Source organism: Candidatus Marivariicella sp. (assembly GCF_983056325.1).
Genome location: NZ_CEZOWA010000012.1, coordinates 40,951 through 65,910, shown reverse-complemented (window position 1 = coordinate 65,910; position 24,960 = coordinate 40,951). Strand labels below are relative to the sequence as shown.

At 31.1% G+C, this 24,960-nt stretch carries 21 protein-coding genes; 4 read left to right on the top strand and 17 right to left on the bottom strand.

The features are described from left to right. The 9 genes from AC3ATN_RS05495 to AC3ATN_RS05455 all read right to left on the bottom strand — a co-directional run. Positions 1 to 726: InlB B-repeat-containing protein (locus AC3ATN_RS05495; protein WP_487532230.1), on the bottom strand; the 726-nt coding region annotated here is incomplete at its 3' end. Between the two features lie 189 nt (positions 727 to 915). After that, positions 916 to 2,463, bottom strand: a complete 1,548-nt coding sequence (locus AC3ATN_RS05490) for a M20/M25/M40 family metallo-hydrolase (protein WP_487532229.1) — start codon at positions 2,461 to 2,463, stop codon at positions 916 to 918. Next, positions 2,460 to 3,950: a sialate O-acetylesterase gene (locus tag AC3ATN_RS05485; RefSeq protein ID WP_487532228.1), complete on the bottom strand. Its 1,491-nt coding sequence runs from the start codon at positions 3,948 to 3,950 to the stop codon at positions 2,460 to 2,462. The genes AC3ATN_RS05490 and AC3ATN_RS05485 overlap by 4 nt, the downstream gene beginning before the upstream one ends. Next, entirely contained in the window at positions 3,947 to 5,467 is a 1,521-nt protein-coding gene (locus tag AC3ATN_RS05480; protein WP_487532227.1) for a M20/M25/M40 family metallo-hydrolase, read from the bottom strand. Before AC3ATN_RS05480 ends, AC3ATN_RS05485 begins: the two co-directional genes overlap by 4 nt. A 113-nt stretch (positions 5,468 to 5,580) precedes the next feature. Further along, positions 5,581 to 8,082 (bottom strand): BspA family leucine-rich repeat surface protein, encoded by a 2,502-nt coding sequence (locus tag AC3ATN_RS05475; RefSeq protein ID WP_487532226.1) that lies wholly within the window; start codon positions 8,080 to 8,082, stop codon positions 5,581 to 5,583. Positions 8,083 to 8,265: 183 nt separating this feature from the next. Then, on the bottom strand, positions 8,266 to 8,679 hold the full coding sequence (locus AC3ATN_RS05470) for a hypothetical protein (RefSeq protein ID WP_487532225.1): 414 nt from the start codon (positions 8,677 to 8,679) through the stop codon (positions 8,266 to 8,268). A gap of 64 nt (positions 8,680 to 8,743) precedes the next feature. Beyond that, on the bottom strand, positions 8,744 to 9,466 hold the full coding sequence (locus AC3ATN_RS05465) for an SDR family NAD(P)-dependent oxidoreductase (protein WP_487532224.1): 723 nt from the start codon (positions 9,464 to 9,466) through the stop codon (positions 8,744 to 8,746). Positions 9,467 to 9,508: 42 nt separating this feature from the next. Further along, positions 9,509 to 9,919 (bottom strand): toxin-antitoxin system YwqK family antitoxin, encoded by a 411-nt coding sequence (locus AC3ATN_RS05460; protein WP_487532223.1) that lies wholly within the window; start codon positions 9,917 to 9,919, stop codon positions 9,509 to 9,511. 4 nt (positions 9,920 to 9,923) lie between these two features. After that, positions 9,924 to 10,697, bottom strand: coding sequence for a CDP-alcohol phosphatidyltransferase family protein (locus tag AC3ATN_RS05455; RefSeq protein ID WP_487532222.1), 774 nt, complete (start codon positions 10,695 to 10,697; stop codon positions 9,924 to 9,926). A 200-nt stretch (positions 10,698 to 10,897) separates the two neighbouring features. Here AC3ATN_RS05455 and AC3ATN_RS05450 point away from each other — a divergent pair, with 200 nt between their 5' ends. After that, positions 10,898 to 11,806, top strand: coding sequence for an MBL fold metallo-hydrolase (locus AC3ATN_RS05450; protein ID WP_487532221.1), 909 nt, complete (start codon positions 10,898 to 10,900; stop codon positions 11,804 to 11,806). Here the strand turns inward: AC3ATN_RS05450 and AC3ATN_RS05445 are convergent. The 3 genes from AC3ATN_RS05445 to kbl are packed head-to-tail and all read right to left on the bottom strand — an operon-like array spanning position 11,801 to position 16,129. Then, a complete protein-coding gene (locus tag AC3ATN_RS05445) occupies positions 11,801 to 13,033 on the bottom strand; it encodes a saccharopine dehydrogenase family protein (RefSeq protein WP_487532220.1) in 1,233 nt (410 codons plus the stop codon). The two genes, AC3ATN_RS05450 and AC3ATN_RS05445, sit on opposite strands and share 6 nt — an antisense overlap. A 10-nt stretch (positions 13,034 to 13,043) precedes the next feature. Then, complete coding sequence (locus tag AC3ATN_RS05440; RefSeq protein WP_487532219.1) at positions 13,044 to 14,918, bottom strand: CocE/NonD family hydrolase; 1,875 nt, start codon at positions 14,916 to 14,918, stop codon at positions 13,044 to 13,046. Positions 14,919 to 14,938: 20 nt separating this feature from the next. Then, positions 14,939 to 16,129 (bottom strand): glycine C-acetyltransferase, encoded by a 1,191-nt coding sequence (gene kbl, locus AC3ATN_RS05435; protein ID WP_487532218.1) that lies wholly within the window; start codon positions 16,127 to 16,129, stop codon positions 14,939 to 14,941. A 38-nt stretch (positions 16,130 to 16,167) separates the two neighbouring features. Between kbl and AC3ATN_RS05430 the strand changes: the two genes are divergently transcribed. Further along, the gene (locus tag AC3ATN_RS05430; protein WP_487532217.1) at positions 16,168 to 17,082 is read left to right on the top strand and encodes an NAD-dependent epimerase/dehydratase family protein; all 915 of its coding nucleotides are present in this window, start codon (positions 16,168 to 16,170) and stop codon (positions 17,080 to 17,082) included. A gap of 87 nt (positions 17,083 to 17,169) precedes the next feature. After that, on the top strand, positions 17,170 to 19,032 hold the full coding sequence (locus AC3ATN_RS05425) for an ABC-F family ATP-binding cassette domain-containing protein (RefSeq protein WP_487532216.1): 1,863 nt from the start codon (positions 17,170 to 17,172) through the stop codon (positions 19,030 to 19,032). On the opposite strand, the gene AC3ATN_RS05420 is transcribed toward AC3ATN_RS05425, so the two are convergent. Beyond that, positions 19,025 to 20,161, bottom strand: a complete 1,137-nt coding sequence (locus tag AC3ATN_RS05420; RefSeq protein ID WP_487532215.1) for a fatty acid desaturase family protein — start codon at positions 20,159 to 20,161, stop codon at positions 19,025 to 19,027. The two genes, AC3ATN_RS05425 and AC3ATN_RS05420, sit on opposite strands and share 8 nt — an antisense overlap. Before the next feature lie 142 nt (positions 20,162 to 20,303). Here AC3ATN_RS05420 and AC3ATN_RS05415 point away from each other — a divergent pair, with 142 nt between their 5' ends. After that, on the top strand, positions 20,304 to 20,591 hold the full coding sequence (locus AC3ATN_RS05415) for a hypothetical protein (protein WP_487532214.1): 288 nt from the start codon (positions 20,304 to 20,306) through the stop codon (positions 20,589 to 20,591). Positions 20,592 to 20,615: 24 nt separating this feature from the next. Here AC3ATN_RS05415 and AC3ATN_RS05410 read toward each other — a convergent pair whose 3' ends face one another. From AC3ATN_RS05410 to AC3ATN_RS05395, 4 genes are read right to left on the bottom strand one after another with little or no spacing between them, the layout of a single operon-like run. Further along, positions 20,616 to 21,428, bottom strand: a complete 813-nt coding sequence (locus tag AC3ATN_RS05410; RefSeq protein WP_487532213.1) for a Cof-type HAD-IIB family hydrolase — start codon at positions 21,426 to 21,428, stop codon at positions 20,616 to 20,618. Positions 21,429 to 21,439: 11 nt separating this feature from the next. Further along, positions 21,440 to 21,886: a 3-oxoacyl-ACP synthase gene (locus AC3ATN_RS05405; protein WP_487532212.1), complete on the bottom strand. Its 447-nt coding sequence runs from the start codon at positions 21,884 to 21,886 to the stop codon at positions 21,440 to 21,442. 37 nt (positions 21,887 to 21,923) lie between these two features. Further along, entirely contained in the window at positions 21,924 to 23,519 is a 1,596-nt protein-coding gene (locus AC3ATN_RS05400) for a DUF1501 domain-containing protein (RefSeq protein ID WP_487532211.1), read from the bottom strand. After that, on the bottom strand, positions 23,520 to 24,941 hold the full coding sequence (locus AC3ATN_RS05395; RefSeq protein WP_487532210.1) for a DUF1800 domain-containing protein: 1,422 nt from the start codon (positions 24,939 to 24,941) through the stop codon (positions 23,520 to 23,522). It abuts the gene before it with no gap. Between the last annotated feature and the right edge of the window lie 19 nt (positions 24,942 to 24,960).

Sequence of the window (24,960 nt, the reverse complement as noted above, 5' to 3'; positions counted from 1 at the left end):
TTGAAAATTAGCCGTAAGTGTAATATCTGAACTTAATGTAAAACTAATTACATTCGATGTTTCTTCACTTCCAGTCCAGCCTATAAATTCATATCCATCAACTGCTGTTGCGGTAATTGATATAACTGTACCTTCATTTAATGTTCCTCCAGAAGTGGAAACAGCACCACCGGTTCCTGCTGTTATTGTAGCTGTAAACTGAGTTTCTGCTACTTGAAAATTAGCCGTAAGTGTAATATCTGAACTTAATGTAAAACTAATTATATTCGATGTTTCTTCACTTCCAGTCCAGCCTATAAATTCATATCCATCAGCTGCTGTTGCGGTAATTGATATAATTGTACCTTCATTTAATGTTCCTCCAGCATTAGAAATAGCTCCTCCAGTTCCTGCTGTTATTGTAGCTGTGAACTGAGTTTCTGCTACTTCAAGTAATTGAAAATTAGCTGTAAGAGTTATGTTTGAATATAATGTAATATTAATCACATTTGATGTTTCTGCACTACCAGTCCAACCTGTAAATTCGTATCCATTGTTAGGAGTTGCAGTTATTGATATAACAGTACCTTCATTTAAAGTTCCTCCGGGTGTGGATACAACTCCTCCTGCACCAGCGTTTATGGTAGCTGTAAATTGTTTAACAATAATTTCATCCTCGGCCGAAGATGAGCAGGATGTAAAAATTAAAGCTATAATCGAAATAAATATTTTAAATTTTAAATTCATATGTTTTAAATTTAACTATTTTTTTTAAAATTCCAATTATTTAACCATGTAAAGTATTTGTAAACAGATACTTGCGTTATTAAAGTGAATAATTTGATTTTGAATGCAATTTAATCTTCATTTATACAAAAATATTTCATTTTTAAAACTTATTTACAAGAACTAAAATGCATATTTTATTTATAAAAATTAATAGCCACCCTTTCTATTGGAGGGCCTTTGTGAAGGCCAATTCATTTTTTTTCCTGTTCTTTTATCCAAAGGAAGAATACTCTTTTCTCGTGAAGTAGTTTGTTGATCTTCTGATGCCATGTAGGTCAATATAGCTGTAAGAATGACATTACTTCTAACATCATCAAAAATAATCTTATCATATGTATCTCGGTTGGTATGCCACGTATAGTTTCTATAGGACCAATCTAAAGAACTCAGACTGAAAGCCGGAACTCCAGCTGCAACAAAAGAGGCATAGTCTGAACCTCCTCTTGAAGGGGAACCAGGGAAAATAGTTTCGATATGTTTATTTATTTGTTCAGGTACTTTATTTAACCACCTTCCTATATAATCATATGAGTTTAAAAATCCTTGTCCAGAAATGTTGACAACTCTTCCTGTCCCATTATCTTGATTAAACACAGCTTGAATATTTTTAATAATATCAGGATGATCTTCAACAAAAGCCCTTGATCCGTTAAGTCCTTGTTCTTCACTTCCCCAGTGCCCCACAAGAATTGTTCTTTTAGGATTTGGGTATACTTTTTTCAATACTCTCATTGCTTCCATCATAACAAGTGAACCAGTACCGTTATCAGTAGCTCCTGTCCCACCATCCCATGAATCAAAATGAGCAGATAAAATCACATACTGATCCGGATTTTCAACACCTTTGATTTCTCCAATTGTGTTGAATGTAGGAACTTCTCCCAATTCTTTTGATTTAGAGTTAATTTCTAATATCGGATTTTCACCTCTCAAAGTCAATCTGTAGATCATTGTATAATCCTCCAACTCAAGATCAATTGTAGGAATTTTTTTAGTTCTAGCACTAAAAATTTTATTTACCCCAAAGCCTTTTGACCAATATGAGCTAATTATTGCAGCTGCACCATGCTCTTCAAGTGGTTTATGAATATTTCTTCTAGAATAACCTGTGTTTCTTATATTTTGATTCCATAATTCTGAAGACTTTTTTCTTTCTAATTTCATTTTTTCAAAAGAATCTTGAGTGGCAAATTCTTTCCAGTTATAATCAGGCCTACCCGTGGGTTCTAGTTTGGAAATTAAAACTATTTTATTTTTCACTGACGGTAACCATTTAACAAAGTCTAATGAATCTTTTATTTCAGGAATTACTATAACCTCAGCTCGAATACCTTTGTCAGATGTGGAGGGACTCCAAGCTAATTGCGTTCCTTTTAGTGACTGTACCCTTGGATGAACCATATCAATATGAGTAATACCTCTCTCCCATCCCCGCCATGTTCCAAACTTCTCACTTCTTGAATTAATCCCCCATTGTTTATATTTATTTACTGCCCAGTCATGAGCATTTTTCATTTGGGGAGTTCCAACCAAACGAGGTCCAATTCCATCTAAAAGTTCCTGACCTAAAATCTCAAGTTGAGAATTTTTTGATGCTTCCTCGATGATTAAATTAATTATAGATTCGTTTTGAGCTCTTATGTTAGAGTTGTATACTAATACTAAAAAAACAATAAGTATGTGTATATTTTTCATTGTTGTAAATTGATTTGATTAATTTTTTTGTTATCAAAGGTTAAAGCTCCAATATTATTAATTAAACCTTTAATCCAGGGACCCTGATATATATCTTTAGTATTTAGATATTCTTTATTAGGAGGCCAAGTAACAAATCTGTATTTTTTATTACTTTTTAACTTGATAATAATTTTTTTATCCTTAACAATCAATATTTCTATAACACCGTTAATCAGAGATTTATCTTTATCAATCCTAAAAAGAAACTGATTCTTCATTGAGTGATTAATACCATTTACAATATAATCTTCTTCTAATTCAATTGGCTGATCAAATATTAGTGTAATTTCTTTTTCTCCACTGTAATATGCATTAAGTAATTGTGGAGGAGTAATTATGAATGAAGATTTTTCTCCAAATAAATCTCTAGAGACAAGTGGTAATATTCGTTTTGCAAACTCTCTATAACCCTCATATGAAAAATGACAACCATCATGACCTAAAACAGCTGTGGTAGACATTATTTCAACATGATCATATTTTTTGAAAATTTGATTTTGAGTTTCCCGAATTTCAGACTGAAAAGCTTCTCCACACCCCGGATAAATTTGAAATATATATATTTTCTTAAGTCCCTTATATACTCTTTTCCAATCAGAATTTAATATATCAAAATTATCTTCATAAGACAACGATTTTTCCAAAGTAGCATCCGATTCTCCTTGGTGGTAAAAAATAGCTTTAATATTGTCTTTAAGTTTTGCTTGATCAACTCTGTAAGCTAATCTACCAAAACTTGTTTCTAAGGAATTTTTTTCTGGGTACAACATGTTTTCTTCAATAGTTGAAGAACCGCTACCACCATTTATAATGCATACGGGTATTTGATGCTTTTCAATTAATAATTTTGATAATTCCATTCCCCATGCACCAATTCCATGATCTATTTTAGTAGTCCATCCACCACCATTGTCTCTCCAGTCGTCCTCTGAACATGATATACAATTACCAGTTGCCAGGCCCCATCTAATCTTTTTATCATCTTCAGAATAAGTTTCATAACCTGTTTTTACTCCGAAACTTCTTGCGAATGGACTTGAATAAATAGATTTCTTACTACTAGCGTGTGAATTGGATTGACCTGTTATTATATAAGCGTCTCCACAAACTACATTATTTGCCTCGAATAAAAGGTTTTGTATATTTTCTTTCTTTGCAAATATTTTAAAACTATATTGAAAAAGACCCGCCTCAATAGTGGCGTTAAAATCAAACTTATTATTGATAATTTCAATATTTTTCTCACCGTAAATTAATCCATCTTTATAAATTTTTAAACTAAACTGCTCATAATTATTATCTAAAATATTTCCAGAAAAAGAAACTGATGCTATATTGTTATTGTCTCTAGCAAACAACTGATTGTCTTCAGGAAAATTATTAAGATTAATTTGTCCAAAAATTAAATTTGGAATAAATATTAAAAAAAGAAGTAATTTTTTCATTCCATTGTCAATAATAATGCCATTAAATTAATCCCGTACCACAAATTTCCCAATCTTAAATTTTCATTTGCAGCATGCTGATTATTGTCGTGATTAACCATATTTACTGATATTCCTGGCTTTTTAAGAACTTCAAAAATAATTTCATAAATCCTGTTTGAGCCACCAGAACTTGAAAGTAATACAATATTTGGATTCAAATGCTCTTTCACAGACTCAATAATTGGTTTTATAATAGCATTATCCATATCTATTTTTCCAGCAGGAAAACCATTTGGGTTCCTTTTGATTTTTACAATTTTTGGGTATGTATTTCTAACTTTTTTATCTGGATCTTCATAAGTTATGTACCAACCTTGACTTCGTATATGATCTTCGACCAAATCAATCATTTTATCAGGGTCATTTCCTTTAACTAATCTCATTCCAAGGGTTGCAATGGCTTTTGATGGAATTACATTTCTAGATTTCTCACCAACATTTCCACTTGAAAGTCCTCTAATTGTTAAACTTGGAACTAGTACTCTTTCAAATAAATTCTGATTGTTCCCTTCAGTATATGTCAAGTCCAATTCCTTTTTAAGATACTTATCAATATTAGGAATATTATTAATTTGCTCCCTCTCGTATTTTGAAATTGGAGTGACTGAATCATAAAAACCATCAATTAAAACAGTTCCATCCTCCGATTTCATACTCGTTAGAAGTCTAGCAAGCATTTGACCTGGTACTGGTGCCCAATTTCCATAATGTCCACTATGTAAAGAGGCGTTTGCTCCAAAAACAGTTAGTTCTAGGCTGGTAACTCCCCTACCTCCAAATTTAAACTGAGGTTGTCCGGTTTGAAAAACTGCTCCATCATTCAATAGCCAAACATCAATATCATCAAATAATTCAGAATACTTTTCAAGATAATCCATAACATTAGGAGAACTTGATTCTTCTTCACCATCAAAAAATAATTTAATATTTGAAGAAAATGGTATTTCTGAGTTATTTAAAGCATCAATTGCAGACCAAAGTGTTAGAAAAGGTGCCTTATCATCACTTGCAGATCTTGCATAAACCCTCCATTCCTTCTCAATTTTATCACCTGATTTTGGAAAATCAATTTTTTTCCCACCTTTACTCATCGCCTTATCATATAAAGTAGGATTAAAAGGACCATGTTTCCATGCTTCAGGATCTACAGGCTGTCCATCATAATGAATATAAAAACAATATGTTCTCTTAGCTCCTGGAACTAGTCTTTCTCCATAAACAATTGGGGGTGCATCAGGCAACTCTAATAATTGCATTTCAAATCCACGATTAGAAAAACTATTTTTTAAAAATTCTGCATTTTTATTAATGTCATTAATGTTTGAGGCATGGTTAGGTAGTTTTAAAAATTCGGCATATTCATTAATCATATCTGCACCATTATCTTCTATCCATTTTGTCGAAGCATCAACAGCTTTATTTTGACTCAATAATAAAATAGGGTAAAGTAAAAAAGAAAGAAAAAAAATTCTCATAATGTATAAATTTTATTAAAATTAATAAAAAATTTGAGTAATCAATATCCCTCCTTTCCTTTCAATAAAACATATCTAATCTTAATAATACACAGGCTGGTCACAAAACCTTTCTAATTTGGACACGTTCCCCAGACAGGTTTGTTAGCGTCTGTTAAAGCTGAATTAGCTGCAAAATTTGTAGGTTCTGAAGTAATATTTGAAACACACCAACCTGTTAGACCTTGATTGAATGCAGTTGCACCATCAAACATATAATCCATATCAATCACACTAGAAGTATTCCAACTACCTATATTCTGATTAAATGAAGTTGCTCCAACAAACAACGCTCTCATATTAGTCACTATAGAAACATCCCAGTCTCCTATATCTTGATTAAAAGAAGTAGCATTTGCAAATACAGTTTGCATATTAGTCACTTTAGAAACATCCCAGTCTCCTATATCTTGATTAAATGCTGTTGCCCCATAAAACATATTCCCCATAAGTGTAATATTTGAAGTATCCCAGTCTCCTATATCTTGATTAAATGCTGTTGCCCCATAAAACATACTCTGCATAGCAGTAACACTCGAAGTATTCCAGCTTCCTATATCTTGGTTAAATGCTGTTGCCCCATAAAACATACCACTCATATCTGTAACACTTGAAGTGTTCCAATTTCCTATATCTTGATTAAAAGCAGTTGCTCCATTAAACATTCCACCCATATTAGTCACACTTGAAGTATTCCAATTCCCTATATCTTGATTAAATGCAGTTGCTTCTTGAAACATATTCCCCATAAAAGTCACACTTGAAGTATTCCAACTCCCTATATCTTGATTAAATGCAGTTGCTTCATGAAACATACTATTCATATCCGTAACACTAGATGTATCCCAACTTCCAATGTCTTTATTAAATGCAGTTGCTTCATAAAACATATAATTCATATCCGTAACACTAGAAGTATCCCAATTTCCAATATCTTGATTGAATGCAGTTGCTGAATTAAACATTCCATTTATATTAGTAACATTAGAAGTATTCCAACTCCCTATCTCTTGATTAAATGAATTAGCTATTAAAAACATTAATGACATATCAGTCACACTTGAAGTATCCCAATTTTCAATATTTTGATTAAAAGCAAAAGCACTTCGGAACATCCCCCTCATATTAGTAACATTAGAAGTATTCCAATTGCTTATGTCTTGATTAAAATCCATTCCTTCTGTTGAATCCTCTTTCCATCCCCAGAACATTTGCAACATATCGTTCACACTTGAGGTATCCCAGCTTCCTATATTTTGATTAAAAGAGATTGCTCGCTGAAACATCTGTCTCATACTCGTCACGTTAGAAGTGTCCCAACTACCAATGTCTTGATTGAATTCTGTCTTATCTTTAAATATCGAATTCATATCAGTAACATAAGAGGTACAAGCACAAGTAACATCTTCATCATTTGCAACCATAGTTCTTAAAGTTGCTTCATCTACCACTGTATATTCCTTATCCCCAATAGATCCTGTATCTCCAATATTGGCTTCATCACATTTTACAGTGACATTATTATCTGCTAAATAAATTTTTGAATTACTATTGGTATCATCAATAAATTCAGTTTCTACATTCCCTTGAAAACCTCCTGTTACACTAATACTAAAATTAAAGTTACTCCAGGAGTTGGTTGTTATATTTTGAGTTAAATCAACGTTACTTATATTACCATAACCAACCAGTTCTAGTTCAGAATTAGACTTAATATCAAAAGTCCCATTAACTGGTCCTGATATTGTGTTTACGGTATAACTATAATTCCTTCTAAAGGTCATACTGTATGCACCCCAAGATTGTTTGTTTTGTGTCTTCTTTCTTATTTTCCACTTTCCTACCACTCGATTAAAGAGTTCGTACTCAAAATTGGCTTGAACTGTTTTAGATTCTGTAAGAGTTAGTTCCAATGGGTTTTCAACTCCTGTATGGTCTCCACTCCAAGAAATAAAATCAAATCCTTCGGCTGACTGAGGAGTTAACTTTACAGTATCTCCGTAATTATAATTAGTGTTTTTAGCCCCAACTAGCTCTTCCAATACCTCTCCCTGACCCTCAACAGTTATATGAAGGTTCACTATAATTATATCAAATACTGCTTTAATCGTTTTAGCTGAAGTAATATCAACCTCTATAGGATTAGTACTTGAAGTAACATCTTCTGTCCATCCTGTAAAATAGTATCCAACTGCTGGTGTGGCTGTCAACCGAACTACACTTCCAGAATTATATTCTGTCCTTCCTGAAGAAATGAGTTCTTGTACGATTGTTCCTTCTCCTTTGGTAGAGAGGGATAAATTGTACTTTACTTTTTCAAAGTTAGCTGTCAGTACTTGATCTGACATAACAGTTATAGTCAAAGGATTTTGAGTAGATCCATTGGACCAGTTTACAAACTGATATTCTGCATCTGCAGTGGCTGTAATTGTAACTTTCTTCCCTTCAGAATAATCTCCACCAACAGTATTCACAGTTCCTCCCAAACTTGTAGACACGGATAATAAATATCTTGGTGTTTCGTCTTTTGAACAGGAGAAAATTATAAGTAATGCAAAAAAAAGTAGCTTTTTCATAGATGTTTGTATCCTTCACAATATAATAAAAAACACTTAAGCATAACTAAAAGATTAAGTTAATAGCCCAGCTTAAGTATTTATTAAATTATTTTGTGAGACTTCAAAGAAGCAATTAGAATTTAACAAAAATAATTTGAGTATAGTATTTTCTTAGTTACTTAAAACATAAGTATATTAATTTTATTTACGGATTCCTCTGACCTCATTTACACCAAAAAACATATCTCCAATTAAGTCAACCGTTTTTTTGGTTAGGTCTTGTTCAGAAATAATATTCTTTAACTTAAACTCAGTTTGATCCATTGAGATTAATCTATTTTCTTTTTGATCAATCTTTATTTCTGTATACAAATGATATCTAATTATTATTTCAAGAGTAATTTTAGTTCCTGGATAGTATGTTTGAAACCCCTTAATACTTTTAAATGTAGTTTCTAGAATTCTATAGGGTTTTTCAAAACCTAATTCGCTTTTTAATCTAAGAGCTTTATATTGATCAATTGAATCTTGAGAATAACATTCTGTTGAAATAATTAAAAGAAAAATAATATAGATAATATAATTTGATTTCATGTTTCTAAAAAAGTAATTCATACTGAAAAAATTTATGTGAGACTATAATTTTTATATGCAGGTAATAAATATTCTATCTATTTATTTACATTTTTTTAAAAATAAACCAGGGTATTTTTCTAAAAACCCATGCCGCTAATCTCCATCTTTTGGTTATGTATATAATACGTTTTTTACTCTTAATTGCTTTTATAATTTGGACAGCAGCTTTTTCTTTAGTGGATGTCCAAAACATTTCCTTCCCCTGAAGCATTGGAGTTCTGACAAACCCTGGTCGAATATCTGTGACATCAATATTTGACTTACTATGGGCTGCTCTTTGAGCCATCCCTTCCAAATAACTTGCTTGGTATGCCTTTGATGCATGATATGCAGGAGCTAAGCCACCGCCTCTTTGTGATGCAACAGAAGAAATATTTGCTAAATGACCATAGCCTTGTTTCTCAAAAAAATGCATACCCCAATTCACCAAACGAGTAAATGCAATTACATTCAATTTGTTGATTTTATCTTCCAGATTAAAATCGAGTTTTAAATTTAATGTACCTCTACCTGCACTTATGATAAATAAATCCAATCCCCCCAATTCTTTAATTAATTTTTCTATATCCTCCAGTGCGTTTGACTTAGTACAATCAGAGGTTGCGTAATAGATTTGTTCCGGCTTTTCCTTTTGTAATTTCAAAAGTAGTTCCTCTCTTCTGCCTGTTATGCCAACACAATAGTTGTTTTTGACTAATTCTCGGGTAAGAGCCTTCCCTATTCCTGAACTTGCACCAACTATTATTGCTTTTTTAGATATATTCATAGTAATTCAATTTACTCGCATTTAAACGATTTGTTATTTATATCAATACTCCTGAATTTTTCCATTTCTATAATTTACTTTGGACTCTAAATTACCATTTTCATCATAAGATTTAACTAATCTATCTTTAGAATTTGATATGTGATTTACCTCTTGTTTTAATTCACCATTTTCATGGTAGGATTTCACTATTCCATTTTTTAAACCGTCCTCATATCTGGCCACCTGTTCTAATTGTCCATTTCGGTAGTAACATTTAATCACTCCGTGTAAAATACCCATTTTATAATTAGCTTCTGATTTTAAAATACCATTATCAAAATAAAACCTAACTGATCCATGTGGTTTAGCTTCTTTGTAACAAATCTCAGACTCTAATTGACCATTATCGTAATATAATTTACACAAGCCTTCATTTTTTCCATTAATTAAATCTATTTTTAAATTTTCCAAAACTTTATAATGGTTTAAGAACTAGTTTTCTTAGCCCAACAAAAACAACCAAAAGGACTGAATAGAATATAAAAAAAGGAATTACAAAATTTTCAAGTTTAAAAGACAACATAATAGCCATAAGCAACAATTGAAAACCAAGACCATAAAGGGATATTAAAGTCATAAACCATTTAGGAAAAGGAGGACTTTGTTTTGCGTCTTTATCCATTAAATACATGATTTTATCAAAAGGTATATATAAAATATCATAAATCTTATAAAAGATATTTACCATTTTCTGACTTTCTCCTTTTAGGGCTATTGGGGCACTATCTTCAAAAATTCTACTAGTAGAATCCCCATTAACAGAATTACGTAAAATAACATAATAATAATTGTAAACTGTTCCTTGAAGTTGAATACCAAAAAAAGCAATCAACATGTAAACTATTGAACTATCGGTTATAAACCAAAATGCCAATAAAAAACAGAAATTAAGTAATATGTCTGCTATTGAATCATAATAACGCCCAACATAAGATGGTGTCTTTTTTAATCGTGACAACTCTCCATCAGCAGCATCTAAAACGGACTTAAGAATTATAAAAAATGCGGCTGTTATCAGGTATCCATTTAGCATGAATACAATTGCAACAAGTCCTGAGACAATAAACATAGTTGTGACATGAATAGCAGTCAAACGAGTACTCTTTAACTGAGTTGCTATCCAGTGTCCAATTGGACGACCATAGTCGGAAAAATCAATAAATTGGTATTGTTTTGGTAATTTTGACATTCTTATTCTATGTAAAATGATTATGCGTGAAAATCATCGTAATTTTTGTCTAAAAGTAATCTATTTATACAAAAATGAAATGGTTTTATAATCTTTTATAAGTAATCAAAAAACCATGAAACATAAATTAATTTGAGTTTCTTAACTTCACATAATTAAATTTAATTCAACATTTCTTCAACTATGACGATCTTCGTATCATGAGAAATATTTTTTTAGCAATTTTTATATTCCACTCAAGTTTATCTGCTCAACAAATAAAACTGATGGTTTTAGGTACAGCACAAGACGCTGGTGCTCCTCAGATTAATTGTAAAAAAAAATGTTGTAAGAATTTGTGGGAAAATAACATTTCGGAAAATGTAGTATCATTGGGAATAATCGATATTAAAAATAAGAAACATTATTTGTTTGAGGCTACCCCTAACATAACTCAGCAATGGCAATTAATCTCGAATGCTGCAAAAAGAGATTCCAAAATGAGTGGAATATTTTTAACCCATGCGCATATGGGACATTACAGTGGCTTATTATCTTTAGGTAAAGAGGCACTTAACAGCAATAGTATTCCAGTTTATACACTTCCTCGTTTTGCCAATTTTTTAGAAACTAACGGCCCCTGGAAGCAACTAATAAGTGAAAAAAATATATTATTAAAAACTATAAAGGCTGCTGTTCCAAATTATTTAAGTGAACAGCTCAAAATAACTGCTTTAATTGTTCCCCACAGAGATGAATACTCTGAAACAGCAGCATACATAATTCAAGGACCTAATAAAAATGCTTTATTCATTCCTGATATTGATAAATGGGAACGTTGGTCTAAACAAATAGAATCATTGATTACTTCTGTTGATTATGCATTTATAGACGCCACTTTTTATGATCAAAATGAACTTAAAAATCGCAATATTTACGAAATACCCCACCCGTTTGTTATTGAAAGTATTGATCAATTAAACTCATTATCATTGAAAGATAAAAACAAAGTATACTTTATACATATGAATCACACTAATCCACTATTGGATTTGAAAAGTAAGGCAACTAAAAATGTTATATCAAAAGGATACAATATTGCACGAACTGGAATGATAATCGATTTATAGATTATCTCTCAATATATTGAAACTAAAAGATAATCCTGCTCTATTTTCTACACGTTTCAAAAGAAAGTCACCCATTGCTATTGATGGAGTTAGAACTCCACTTACATTTGAGAGATTATCCTTAGCTAAACACACAGCTGCTTCACCAAGCATCTTTGACGTAGACCCATAACCGGGATCCATGTCACCTGTTACTCTACCTAAAGCTTTTGAACCATCTTCTAGTGTTGTGTAAAATCTCAAATTATAAAATCCTTTTTCACGTTTTTCTTTTGTTGGTCCCTCGCCTGGTTTGGGTAATATTTTATTTGCTATTTTCTTAAAAAAAGATTCTGGTTTCGCCGTCATTATTAATAATGGAAGAGCTGTTAGATAACCTTTAATCTTTCCTTTTAGACCTTTTCCACTAATAGTAGCCTCATCATAACGAAAGTCTTTTCCGTAAACATACCCACTCAAGGCATTTGAACGACGAACAACTTTGGTGTTGATGCCAGCCATAACAAAAGGTCCTATCCAGCTTTTTGAAACTTTGTCATATATAATACTATTTAAATCTCGTACATCATCTCCCTCAAATTTTTCTTTTGGATTTAGTCCATAAGGATTAGTTAGAACTTTGTATATCTCCTTGTCAAGAAAAGCCTGTTCCATAACTTTACTCAAACTAGCATATGTTCCTCCACTTATGCCTCCTCTGATTCCAGCTACGCGCATTTGTATTTTATTTGCTCGCTGTCCCATTTGGGTTAGACATTCTCTTTGAGTGAAATAAACACCCATATCTGAGGGGATAGAATCAAAACCACAGGTATGAACAATTTTAACTCCATTTTTTTTTGCAGTTTCATGATGTTGGTCTATCATTTTTCGCATCCACTGAACTTCTCCTGAAAGGTCACAATAATCTGTGTCGTGAGTAACGCATAAAGAAACAAGTTTAGAGCCATATATAGCGTAAGGACCTACAGTAGTGCAAATAACTTTAGTTCTAATTATCATTTCTTTTAAACTAACCTCATCATTACTATCTGCAGTAATTATGGGTACCGAATTATCTGCCACTTCTAAACGAACTTGTTTTAACTTTTGTATGTTACGTCCAGCCATAGCCCATTTGAGATCACCGTTCACTCCATAGTTTTGGAACAAATAAGCAACTACTAATCTTCCAGTAAAACCGGATGCACCCCAAACAATTATATCAAATTCTTTATTTCTTGTCATGTTTTAAAAGTCAATTATAAACAAATGGTAGTCTAATATTTGATGGGTAGTTTGTAGAATGATGAATTCTATTTTTAGCAATTACTGATTTTATTTCATCATAATTATCACCTCCTGTGTTAAGATTTCTAGCAAACCTTGGAAAATTACTACTAGAGACTTCAATTCTAACACTATGGCCTTTTTTAAAAAAATTACTAGTGGCCATTGGAGTTAAAGAAACTTCATAAACTTCACCTTTATCCATAAAAATCTCTTTATCATACCCTTCTCTATATCTTACGCGTTGAATAGTTTCATCTAAATTATATGCTGTTCCATCTGGATATACGTCAATTAATTTAATCGTAAGATCTGTATCTTTTACATCTGATGACAAATAAAGGGTGGATTCTATAAATCCTGTAATCTCAACACCCTCAGAAAAAGGCTCTGATGTATAAACGAGAATATTTTCATTCTCTTCCATTTTTTGTTGATCAAAAGAACCTCCCTTTACAGCATTTCCGGTACAACATACTCCTCCACCATACGACTCAACAGGATCCATTGGATCGTATAAAAATGTGTCTGAAGTTTTTCCTCTTTTATCTTTTTTAAAATTTAAGGTTCCATCTCCTAATCTACTATTAGCACTTCCATTACTTTGTAAATAAAGTGTCTTCATATTAGTATTTTTTGGAGGCCAAGTATTAGAGGCTTGCCAAATATTTTTACCCATTGTAAAATACTGAACTCTAGGAGTCTTGTTTTTAAAATTATTTTTTTCACCTTTTAACAAATAATCAAACCAAGAATATATTTGTTCATCATAGTTTAGTCGTGCGTCACCCATTGACCTTTCCCCAACAATTGTATTCTGGGTTGCTCGGGTAAAGCCACAATGAAGTGTTGGTGCAATAACTAAATATTGATTATTTTTTATATAGTCATCGTTAGCATTATTTCTAACATGGTTAAATAGTGCAATATTTGGGCTAACTGAAACATCATACCAAGAAACAAACCAAAAGCTAGGAACGCCAAAATTCATTGAATCATGAAAAAGACCTCCATTGAACCATTCACCATCGTTCGGTTTTCGTCTGATCATTTTATCATAAATTTCTTTTTTACCATTTACACTCTTTATTAGATCTTGAAGTGGTAAATGTTTGAATGACTCAGCCCAATCTACAGGGGGGTTATCTGGTGCCAAATCATAAAATCTTGAAATACGAATTAAATCCTCTTGTGAAGCTCCCTTTGGAATACGAGGTTTGAATTTGTCATGTTCAACTCCATAAAGCCATGAAGGAAATAATAATTGTTCAACTCCACCTCGATACCAATTCCCTTGTTCAAAATATTCACCAACGGTTCCAATTCCAGCTCCAAAACCCTGAGGAACCATTGCAGCATGGGAAGGATGGTCAAGAGCAGCGACTGCCATTTGCCATTCTGCAGTTGAAGAACAACCAAGAGTTCCAATTTTACCATTTGACCAATTTTGATTTGTCATCCAGCTAAACGCGTCATAACCATCTGTTAATGGAACACCCAAAATATCCCATTCTCCCTCTGAAAAGAATCGACCACGTTCATTTTGAACAACATAAGCATATCCGTTCTTTAAGGCTTCATACGCCCGTTCCATTGTCCTTGTTTTTTCTTCTCCATCTTGCCAAGTATTAAAGTTGTAAGGTGTTCTTGAAAAAATAACTGGTACTTTTTTAGTTCCCTTTGGTCGATAGATATCTGTTGAAAGACGAATGCCATCTCGCATTGGCATCATTACTTTTTCATCAATTATAGCAATTTCAAGAATTTTATCTTTAATGTTATCTTGAGAATAAGAGTTGTGAATTGTAACAAGAAAAATAAAAACTAATTTAAAGGATTTCATAATTTTAGATTTATTTAAAGTTAATTAATAACCCCTAAATCTCTACCAACTTTTTCAAAAGAATCTAAAGCTTTCAATATATTTTCAGTTGAATGTGCAGCTGATAACTGAACTCTAATCCTAGCTTCACCTTTGGGAACTACGGGAAAAAAGAACCCGATAACATACACACCCAATTCTAATAATTCTTCAGACATTTTTTGAGCTAAGTGATCATCATAAAGCATGATAGGAACTATTGGATGATTTCCAGGTTTTATATCAAAACCTAGTTTTTTCATTCCATTTCTAAATAAACTTGTGTTGTCTTTTAATTTCTTTAATAAAGAATTATCAGTCTCTAAGATGTCTAAAACACTCAAGGAAGCTCCAACAATAGCGGGTGCTAGAGTATTTGAAAATAAATATGGTCGAGATTTTTGTCTAAGAATCTCAATTATTTCTTTAGGTCCACTTGTAAATCCGCCAGAAGCTCCACCTAAAGCTTTTCCAAGAGTACCTGTTATAATATCAACCTCATCAATAACTCCAAGCTCTTCATGAACTCCTCTCCCTGTTGGTCCAACAAATCCTGAAGAATGACATTCATCAGACATCACTAGAGCATCGTATTTTTGAGCCAAATCACATATTTTATCTAACTGAGCAATTGTTCCATCCATCGAAAAAACTCCATCTGTAACAATAATTCGGCTTCGAGAATCACTAGAACTTTTAAGTTGTAATTCTAAATCATTCATGTCGTTATGCTTATATCTGTATCTCTTAGCTTTGCACAATCTGATTCCATCGATTATTGAGGCATGATTAAGAGAATCACTGATAATTGCATCTTGACTGTCAAATAAAGGCTCAAAAAACCCACCGTTTGCATCAAATGCAGCAGCATATAATATAGTGTCCTCTTTTCCTAAAAAATTAGATATCCTTTTCTCTAAAATTTTATGAATATTCTGAGTTCCACATATAAATCTTACTGATGACATTCCAAATCCATGAGAATCCAATGCTTCTTTGGCTTTTGAAATTATTTTGGGGTTTGAGGCTAACCCTAAATAGTTATTTGCGCAAAGGTTCAATACCTCTTTACCTTCATTAACTAAAATTTTAGAACTTTGCATTGACTCTATTACTCTCTCATTTTTATATCGACCAAGATTTTTAATATCTTTCAATTCAATTTCAAGTCTATTTTTAATAGATTGGTACATATTTAATTAATTTTTCGAAATTAGTTTAACACAAAGTTATGGAGAAAATACTCATTACAGGAGCTCTAGGGCAGTTAGGACAAGAGTTTATTAATTACTTTGTTAACAAAGGTGTTTTTGTTGTTGCTTCTGACATAAAAAACCCACCAAACAGTTTGCCATGTGCATATGAGTATGCGGATGTATTAAATAAAGATAAAATAGATCACATAGTTAAAAAGTATGAAATTAATACTATATATCATTTAGTAGCAGTTCTTTCTGCTAACGGCGAAAAAAATCCATATAAATCCTGGAAAATCAATATGGAAAGTTTTCAAAATATTATTGAAATTTCTATAAATAATAAAATTAAAAAAGTGTTTTGGCCGAGTTCAATAGCTGTATTTGGAACAAGTTCAAATTTAGATTTTGTAAAGCAAGATACTATTATGAATCCTGAGACCATATATGGGGTTTCGAAACTAGCAGGAGAAAAACTAGCAAACTATTATTTTACAAAATTTGGATTAGACATCAGGTCATTACGATATCCAGGTATAATATCAACTAAAACTTTACCTGGAGGAGGTACTACAGATTATATTATAGAAATGATTAATGCTGCCAAAAACAACACTGATTACATTTGTTTTTTAAATAAAGAAACCAAACTACCCATGATGTATATTGATGAAGCAGTTAAGGCTGCTATAACACTTATGTCAAAGGATAGAAAAACTCTTTCAATAAACACTTCATATAATATCACTGGCTTTAGTATTACTCCGGCTGAACTCGAAATAGAAATAATACTTAGAGGATATAATATGAAAGTAAAATATAAGCCCGATTTCAGACAAAACATTGCTGACTCATGGCCAAAAGAAATTGATGATTCAATATCTTTTAAAGATTGGGGTTGGTCAACCAGTCTTGGATTACAAAAAACACTTGACAAAATCTTTAGTTGATCCCTAAAAAAATTTAAATGTTTTTCATATGAGTATATCTACGATACTTTGAATGTGTATTTTTATGGATCTTTAAATTAGATTATTATGAATCTGCTTTCTGTTGAGGGTATTTCAAAGTCATATGGTGAAAAAACAATTTTTAAAACCCTTTCTTTTGGAATAAATCAAGGTCAAAAAATTGCACTAATAGCAAAAAATGGATCTGGAAAAACCTCTATATTAAATATTATTGCAGGAATAGATTCTCCAGATGAGGGCAATGTCATTTTTAGAAATGATTTAAGAATTGCTTATCTACCTCAAGAACCTAATTTAAATCCCAAACTAAGTGTCGAAGAAAGCATTTTACAATCTGATAATCCAATTATCAAAATAATAGAGAATTACAATAAAGCAATTGAAAATCCTGAAGATCAAGCATCATATCAAAAAGCATTTGAAGAGATGGACCAGTTTCAAGCATGGGATTTTGAAACTCAATACAAACAAATTTTATTCAAACTCAAATTAAATGATTTAAAAGCAAATGTTGGAAAATTATCTGGAGGTCAAAAAAAACGAATTGCTTTATGTAATGCATTATTAAAACAGCCAGAATTATTAATTCTAGACGAACCTACAAATCATATTGATCTTGAAATGATTGAATGGCTAGAAAGTTATTTTGCTAAAGAAAAAACAACATTACTTATGGTTACTCATGATCGATATTTTCTCGAACGTGTCTGTAATGAAATTCTTGAACTTGATCAAGGTATACTTTTTAGTTATAAAGGAAACTATTCTTATTATTTGGAAAAAAGAGAGGCAAGGATAAATCAAGAAAATATTGAAGCTCACAAAACAAAGTTACACTTCAAAAAAGAATTGGATTGGATGAGAAGACAGCCTAAAGCTAGAACTACTAAGTCAAAATCCCGAATAGAAGATTTTAAAATAATTAAAGAAAAAGCAAGCCAAAGACGAAATGAACATGAAATACAATTAGAAATTAATATGGAGCGCTTGGGGACTAAAATGATTGAAATGCATCGAGTCCAAAAAGCATATGGTGATATAAAAATATTAGATGGTTTTGACTATATGTTTCAACGAAATGACCGAATAGGAATAATTGGTAAAAACGGAACTGGTAAGTCTACTTTCTTAAATCTATTAACTTCAAATGAAAATATTGATTCTGGAAAAATAATCTGGGGCGAAACACTAAAGTTTGGATATTATACACAAAAAGGTATCAATATTAAAAAAGGTCAAAAAGTAATTGATGTCATAAGAGAGTATGGTGATTTTATACCTTTAAAAAAAGGTCGTAAAATTTCTGCACAACAATTACTAGAAAGGTTTTTATTTGATCGTAAAAAACAATATGATTTTGTTGAAAAACTTAGTGGTGGAGAGAAAAAGCGGCTTTATTTATGTACGGTTTTAATTCAAAACCCTAACTTCTTAATTTTAGATGAACCAACAAACGATCTAGATATAATTACACTCAATATTCTTGAAAATTTTTTATTGGATTTTCCAGGATGTTTACTAGTTGTTTCTCATGATCGTTATTTCATGGATAAAATAGTTGATCATTTATTTGTTTTTAAAGGGTCTGGAGTAATCGAAAATTTTCCAGGTAACTATTCGGACTATAGAGCATATGAAGATTCAAAAGTTGAAGAAAAAAACATGATTCACAATCTAAAAAATTATTCAAAAAAAAATAAAATAAATTCTACCAATAACTTAACCTTAAATCAACAAAAAGAATTTAAAAAACTTGAGAGAGAAATTGAAAAAATTGAATCTCAAAAAGAAGAAATACAAAATCATTTTACAGATAATAGTATTATATCATCTGAAATAGAACAATACTCAATTAGACTCGCTGAACTTGATAAAAAGCTAAAACAAAAAACATTACGATGGTTTGAGTTGTCTGAGATTACTAAGTAGTGTTTACATATTCCGGCACTTGTTTCATATTCCCCAATTTGTGAAGCATATTTGCATGAGCTCTTATTGCAGAGAAAAAAGTTCGATTAGAACTGTAAGGCATTCCATACTCTTTTGCTGTTTCAATTACAATTTTAGATAAATTTTTATAATGAACATGACAAATTCCTGGAAGCAAATGGTGTTCAATTTGAAAATTTAAGCCGCCTATTAGCCATGAAAACAAATTAGATCTTGGAGAATAATTAGCAGTTGTTGCAAATTGGTGAGTTGACCAATCTCCGGCAATAAGACCATCTTGATCAGGAAGTGGAAATTCAGAGCTTGGCATTATATGTGCAACCTGAAAAACTAGACTAATTAAAAGACCTGTGAAAAAATGCATGCTCAAAAATGCAAGAAAAATATGCCACCAAGGCAAATTTACCATAATTAGAGGGGTAATAAGTGCAAAGGAATAATATAAAACCTTCCATGCCGCAATACTAAAAACTGCATTTCTAAATTCATTTTTCTTATTTAAAAAACCCATCTTATGATATCTACTAACTCTAATAAAATCCTTTGTTGTTATCCATGATATAGTAGCAAGACTATAAAAAAACCATATGTATATATGTTGAAATTGATGAGTCCAATATTTTTTAGCATGAGGAGAGAATCTTAAAAAAAAAGGAGCATTAATATCATCATCAGCATGTTCAATATTGGTATAAGTATGGTGAAGTACATTATGTTGAATTTTCCATACTGTTGCATTGGCTCCAATAAGGTTTAGAGAATAACCTATGAGAGTATTTGTTTTTGAGTTTTTTGAATATGAACCATGAATTGCGTCATGAGCAACACCCATTCCAATTCCAGACATTCCGATTCCACTTGTTATATATAATAAAAAAAGAATCCAAGTACTCGAAACAAGTCCTAAGTTCATAATTAAAAATGGAAAACAAAATATACAAAGCATTAGAACAGTTTTACCAATCATACTATTGTTGGCGTGCTTATTAAATTTATTTTCTTTAAAATAGATATTAACTTTATCTCTTAGGGCTTTTGAAAAACTATTACCCTTTTCTTTTGAAAATTTAGGATATTTAATATTGTTTGATTTAATTAATTTACACAAATATAAAAAATATTAATTATTCAAATAAATTTCATTTTCTAATTAATTATCTATTCACCCCTAATAAAGTTGAAACCTTTATTTATAATATTAATAATTAAATATTTTACATTTGTTTTAAATAATAATTATCATTTAAAAAATGGATAGACAAAAACTAATAGATGAATTTCTTTCAGATTTTAAGCCAAAAAAAGATCAAAGTTGGAAAAGCTGTTATTTTTTTGCTTACCACTTAAAAAAGAAACATAATATAGATGCAGAATTAATTGAAGGCATCTCTAGAATAAATAAGATAGATTATTGGATTGTAAAATTCAATGACTTGGATGAAGATATTCATGCTAAAGCTATGGATCTTTCTCCTGACTTCATTGATAAGCCAGAAATGACATGGAGCCTAGAGGAGTTTGAAAAAGATAACTTCTAAAGTTATATTTAACTAACTCTTAGACTATTTATTTATTTTATTGATGGCTACTGCTACTCCATCTCGATGACTATTTAATGTGTGAAATGAGGTGCAATCTAATATTTCTTGTTTTGCATTTTCTACTGCGATTCCCATACCAACATTTTCGAGCATTGTTTGATCATTATAGTTATCTCCAAACGCAACTACATCAATCATATTTATATTTGGATAAACTTTTGATAATAAATGTTCTAATGCAAAAGCTTTATCTATTTTTTTGTTTGAAATTTCCAAATAGGTGTCTTTAGAACGATAACTATTTACTTGATATTTGAATTTGTTATTAATAAAACTCTCAATTTTATTTAATTTTAAGGGTTCACCCATAACCATTATTTTATGTGCACCTTTTTGACTTTTCTCCCATGAAAATAGTGTTTCTGACAATGATCTTACTTTTGGAGATACTCTAGTATTATTTTCCTCGCGTTCTGCCCAATAATCTTTTGAGGAAACAAACCATTGATCATTATGATATAAACTAAAATGAATCGAATTGTGTGGTAATAAATTACATATTTGATAAGTTATTGAAAATGGTATTTCAACACTTTCAATAATCTTACCCCGCTTATCAAAAATTAAAGCCCCATTATAGGCAATAAAAGGACTATTGTGTCTATTTAATTCGTTTTGAAGTAAACGAATAGATTTTGGCATTCTTGAGGATATAAGGACAAATGGGATTGATTCATCAATACCTTTAATCGCATTGATTGTTTTAGTGGATAGCTGTCTCTTAACATCCAACAATGTGCCATCAATATCAGAACAAATAAGTTTACATATCACAAAAATTAATTCTATTTAATCTCAAGTATTTCACTTGTGATATTATTATAGCAGATTTGATCACCCACTTCTTTTCCTATCAATAAAAGTCCCATAGGACTTTTTAAAGAAATACAACAAAAGGTTTTATGTGATAATTTAATACATCCCGCAGGTATAGATAAATAATAATTTGTATTATTTGTGATGACTAATGAACCAAAAGAAACACTAACGAGACTTGTGTTTTCTATAATTGAATTAAGTTTTGTTAAGTATTTTTCATTTTCTATAAAATGTCTTCCAAGTTTTTCTCTTTCAATCTGTATCATCGCTCTACCTGTCTCATGTTTATCTCCTGCAGAACTTTTATCTTCAGACTCTAAAGCATTTATCAGTTCGGTTTTTCTGTGCTTTAATATATTTAATTTCTCTTGAATAAAATTTATACAGTGTTCATGAAGTTTTTTTTTAAGCATAAATTTTACAAATAAAAAATACAATTATTGATTTAAATTACCTAATTATAAAGGCTCTACTAAATTTTCTATTTTCATTCACTTTTATTTTGTAAAAATAATGTCCAGAGGGTAATCTAGAATATTTCTGAGAACGAAGGGGTAGGTTATGAATTCCAGAACTAAGTTGATTTTTATATGCAGTACCAACTTTTCTACCTAAAATATCAAAAATGAGAACTTCCATTATAATGGGTTCATTTATATTAACGTATAAGCTAACATCATTATCATTGACAATAGCTGCATGACTTAATAAGATAGGATCTCCAGTAGGTTCAAAATCATACTTTTTGTTACATCCAAAACCAAGCCCTAATAGATCAAATTCTGTTCCAATTATAGCCCGATTAACTAGGTTAGAATCTGCACAAAGCCAATCTGAGAGAACACTAGCATAAACTGATTTAAAATCAGTAGTACTTTCCATATTCCCTCTTGCATCTAATTGATTTAAGTTTGGATGCTTTCCAATAAAAGAACTTCCATTAAGAGATGGTCCAAACAACATAATAGGAGCAGCAGAACCGTGATCTGTTCCACCTGAACCATTTTCTGCAACTCTTCGACCAAATTCAGAAAAAGTCATTGAAAGTACTTTATCTGCAATTCCATATTTTTTAAGGTCATCATAAAAGGTTTTCAAAGCATCGCTTAAAGTATTCATTAGGATTTCATGACGACCAGACTGATTAGCATGAGTATCAAAACCTCCAAGTGTAACCATGTAAACTTTAGTCCCTAATCCCCCCTTTATAAAACGAGATACTAAACTAAGTTGTAAATCAAAATTATTATTCTGATATGAATCAAACTCTTTAGAATTATTATATGCATTATTAATTATTGCTGCATATCGAAACGTAGTATTGGAAGTATCCCGTAAAAAGGAAACTTGGTCTCCATGAGTATTATTTACTATGTTTTTAGTATCGAATAGTGTCCCGTTTTCTGCAACTTTTTTAAGTCTTTGAGGACTTGAAACAGAAAAGGAATAAGTTGTTAAATCTCCATCAAATATCATATCTCCTCCGCTTCCCACTTGAATTGCAAGTGGATTTTCTGGTGGATTAGTTAGATAATCATTATATTTTTCTTCATAATACCTCCCCATCCAGCCTGAAGAAGTATTAATATCTTTAGTCGTAGTTGCCCATATTTCAGAAGACCTGAAGTGAGACAAATTTTGATCTTCGTAACCAACTCCATGAACCACTTTCATCCCTCCTTCTTTCCAAAGACCTTCTATTGATGACATATAATTTGGAATTGCAAAATCGTTATCTAGCTTGATAAGTTTATTTTCAGGAATATAAATATTAGGACGTTTATTTGCATACAAATCAAAATCATATACTGGAACTATTGAGTTTAAACCATCGTTTCCTCCTTTAAGACGAATAAGAACTAAAATTCGATCTGAATTGGCATTATTTAAAGCCGTATTGAGCATAGCTGAATCTACTACTGAAAGCGCACTACTTCCAAATGAAATCATACCTCCCCCTGCAATACCAAGAGTTTTCATAAACCCTCTTCGATCCCACTTAGCATGCTCTTCAGCGTGATTACTATCTAGATGTTCTTTCCTCATTTATTTCAATTGAAATTCTGGTAAACCAACAAAAAATCGAAGTAAGTCGTAAACCTGTCTTTTTACAGAATTCCTATTCAAATTCCATGTACCGTCTTCAAAGTAATTTTCTGGTACCTCACCTTTAAATACATTAATAGCATCAATCATTTCGTCAGCCTTAATTTGATAGGAACAAAATAAGAAATCCTTAATTTTTGTAACAATTATGTTTACATCCTTTTCATCATTACCAGCTATATCTATTGCTAATTTTTTAAACTGATCCTTATTGTTCTGCCAATACTTTATTAGAAGGTAATCGGCATACTCCCACCTCTTTGGCAATGTTTCAGAATTTATCCAATCATGATTACCTTGCCAGCCTGCAACGTCAAGCGGTGAAAAAATATCTTGTCCCATATTTCTGCATTTATTCCTAAAATTTAGTTCTAAATCTAAGCTGTCAGAACATAAAAAACCTAAAGATTTGTGAAGACCAACCATTAAATCTATTGGACTTTTAATTAAAACATTACTATTTATAGGATCAAAAAAGTGCTCACTTTTAAATAACTCTGTAAAAACAGAAGTTAATTCAAAATCATTTTCAATAAAAGTAGAGACCATTTCTGAAACAACAACATTATTTATGATTGGGCTAACAAAATAACGGTAAATTTTTTCACATATAAATTGCGCGATTATATCTTTTTTCTCATCAAATAAAATATCAATTACATCTTCATAACCCCAATTACCTTTTTTACCAAAAATTGTTTTTTCCCCACTATCAAACGTGTTATTATTGAAGGTGATTGGTCCATAATTAGAACTTTTATTGTAACCAGTAAACGCTCTTGAAGTTTCAGTAATATCTACCTGCGAATATCCATTTCCTTCTCCCAAAGTGAATAACTCATAAAGTTCTCTTGCATAATTTTCATTTGGACTGTCTTTTTTATTTTCAAATCCATTCAAGTATCTCAACATGGCTGGCGTTAAGCCCATTTTTAGGACAAAGGTTTTAAAGTTTCCTAAAGAATATGTTTGTAAAGTATTATAATATTGAAAGAGATAAGCAGGTTGATTAAACACATTATATTCAACTACAAAATGATTACTCCAGAATAAAACAAGTCGAGCTCTTAAACTATTTGTTGTCATGTCAATAAAAGCTTGTTTTTGCCATAGTGTATTATAATAACCTTTATTATTTCCCGAATCATTGAATTGCTTATTGTTCCAGAATGCCCATTCGGGATCCCTGGTTAACTCCAATGATTTAGCTTCATTAATAATTTGATCAATAGTTTCAGAGGGTGATAATTTTAGAAATCGATCCGTATCAGCCAAAGAACATCCAAAAGTTAGTCGTCTTAATGCCAGGTTAACTTTTTTTGAATCCCAAGGATTATTTGAACTAGGAATAAATTTTTTCAAACTAAAATTTTAAAATAAA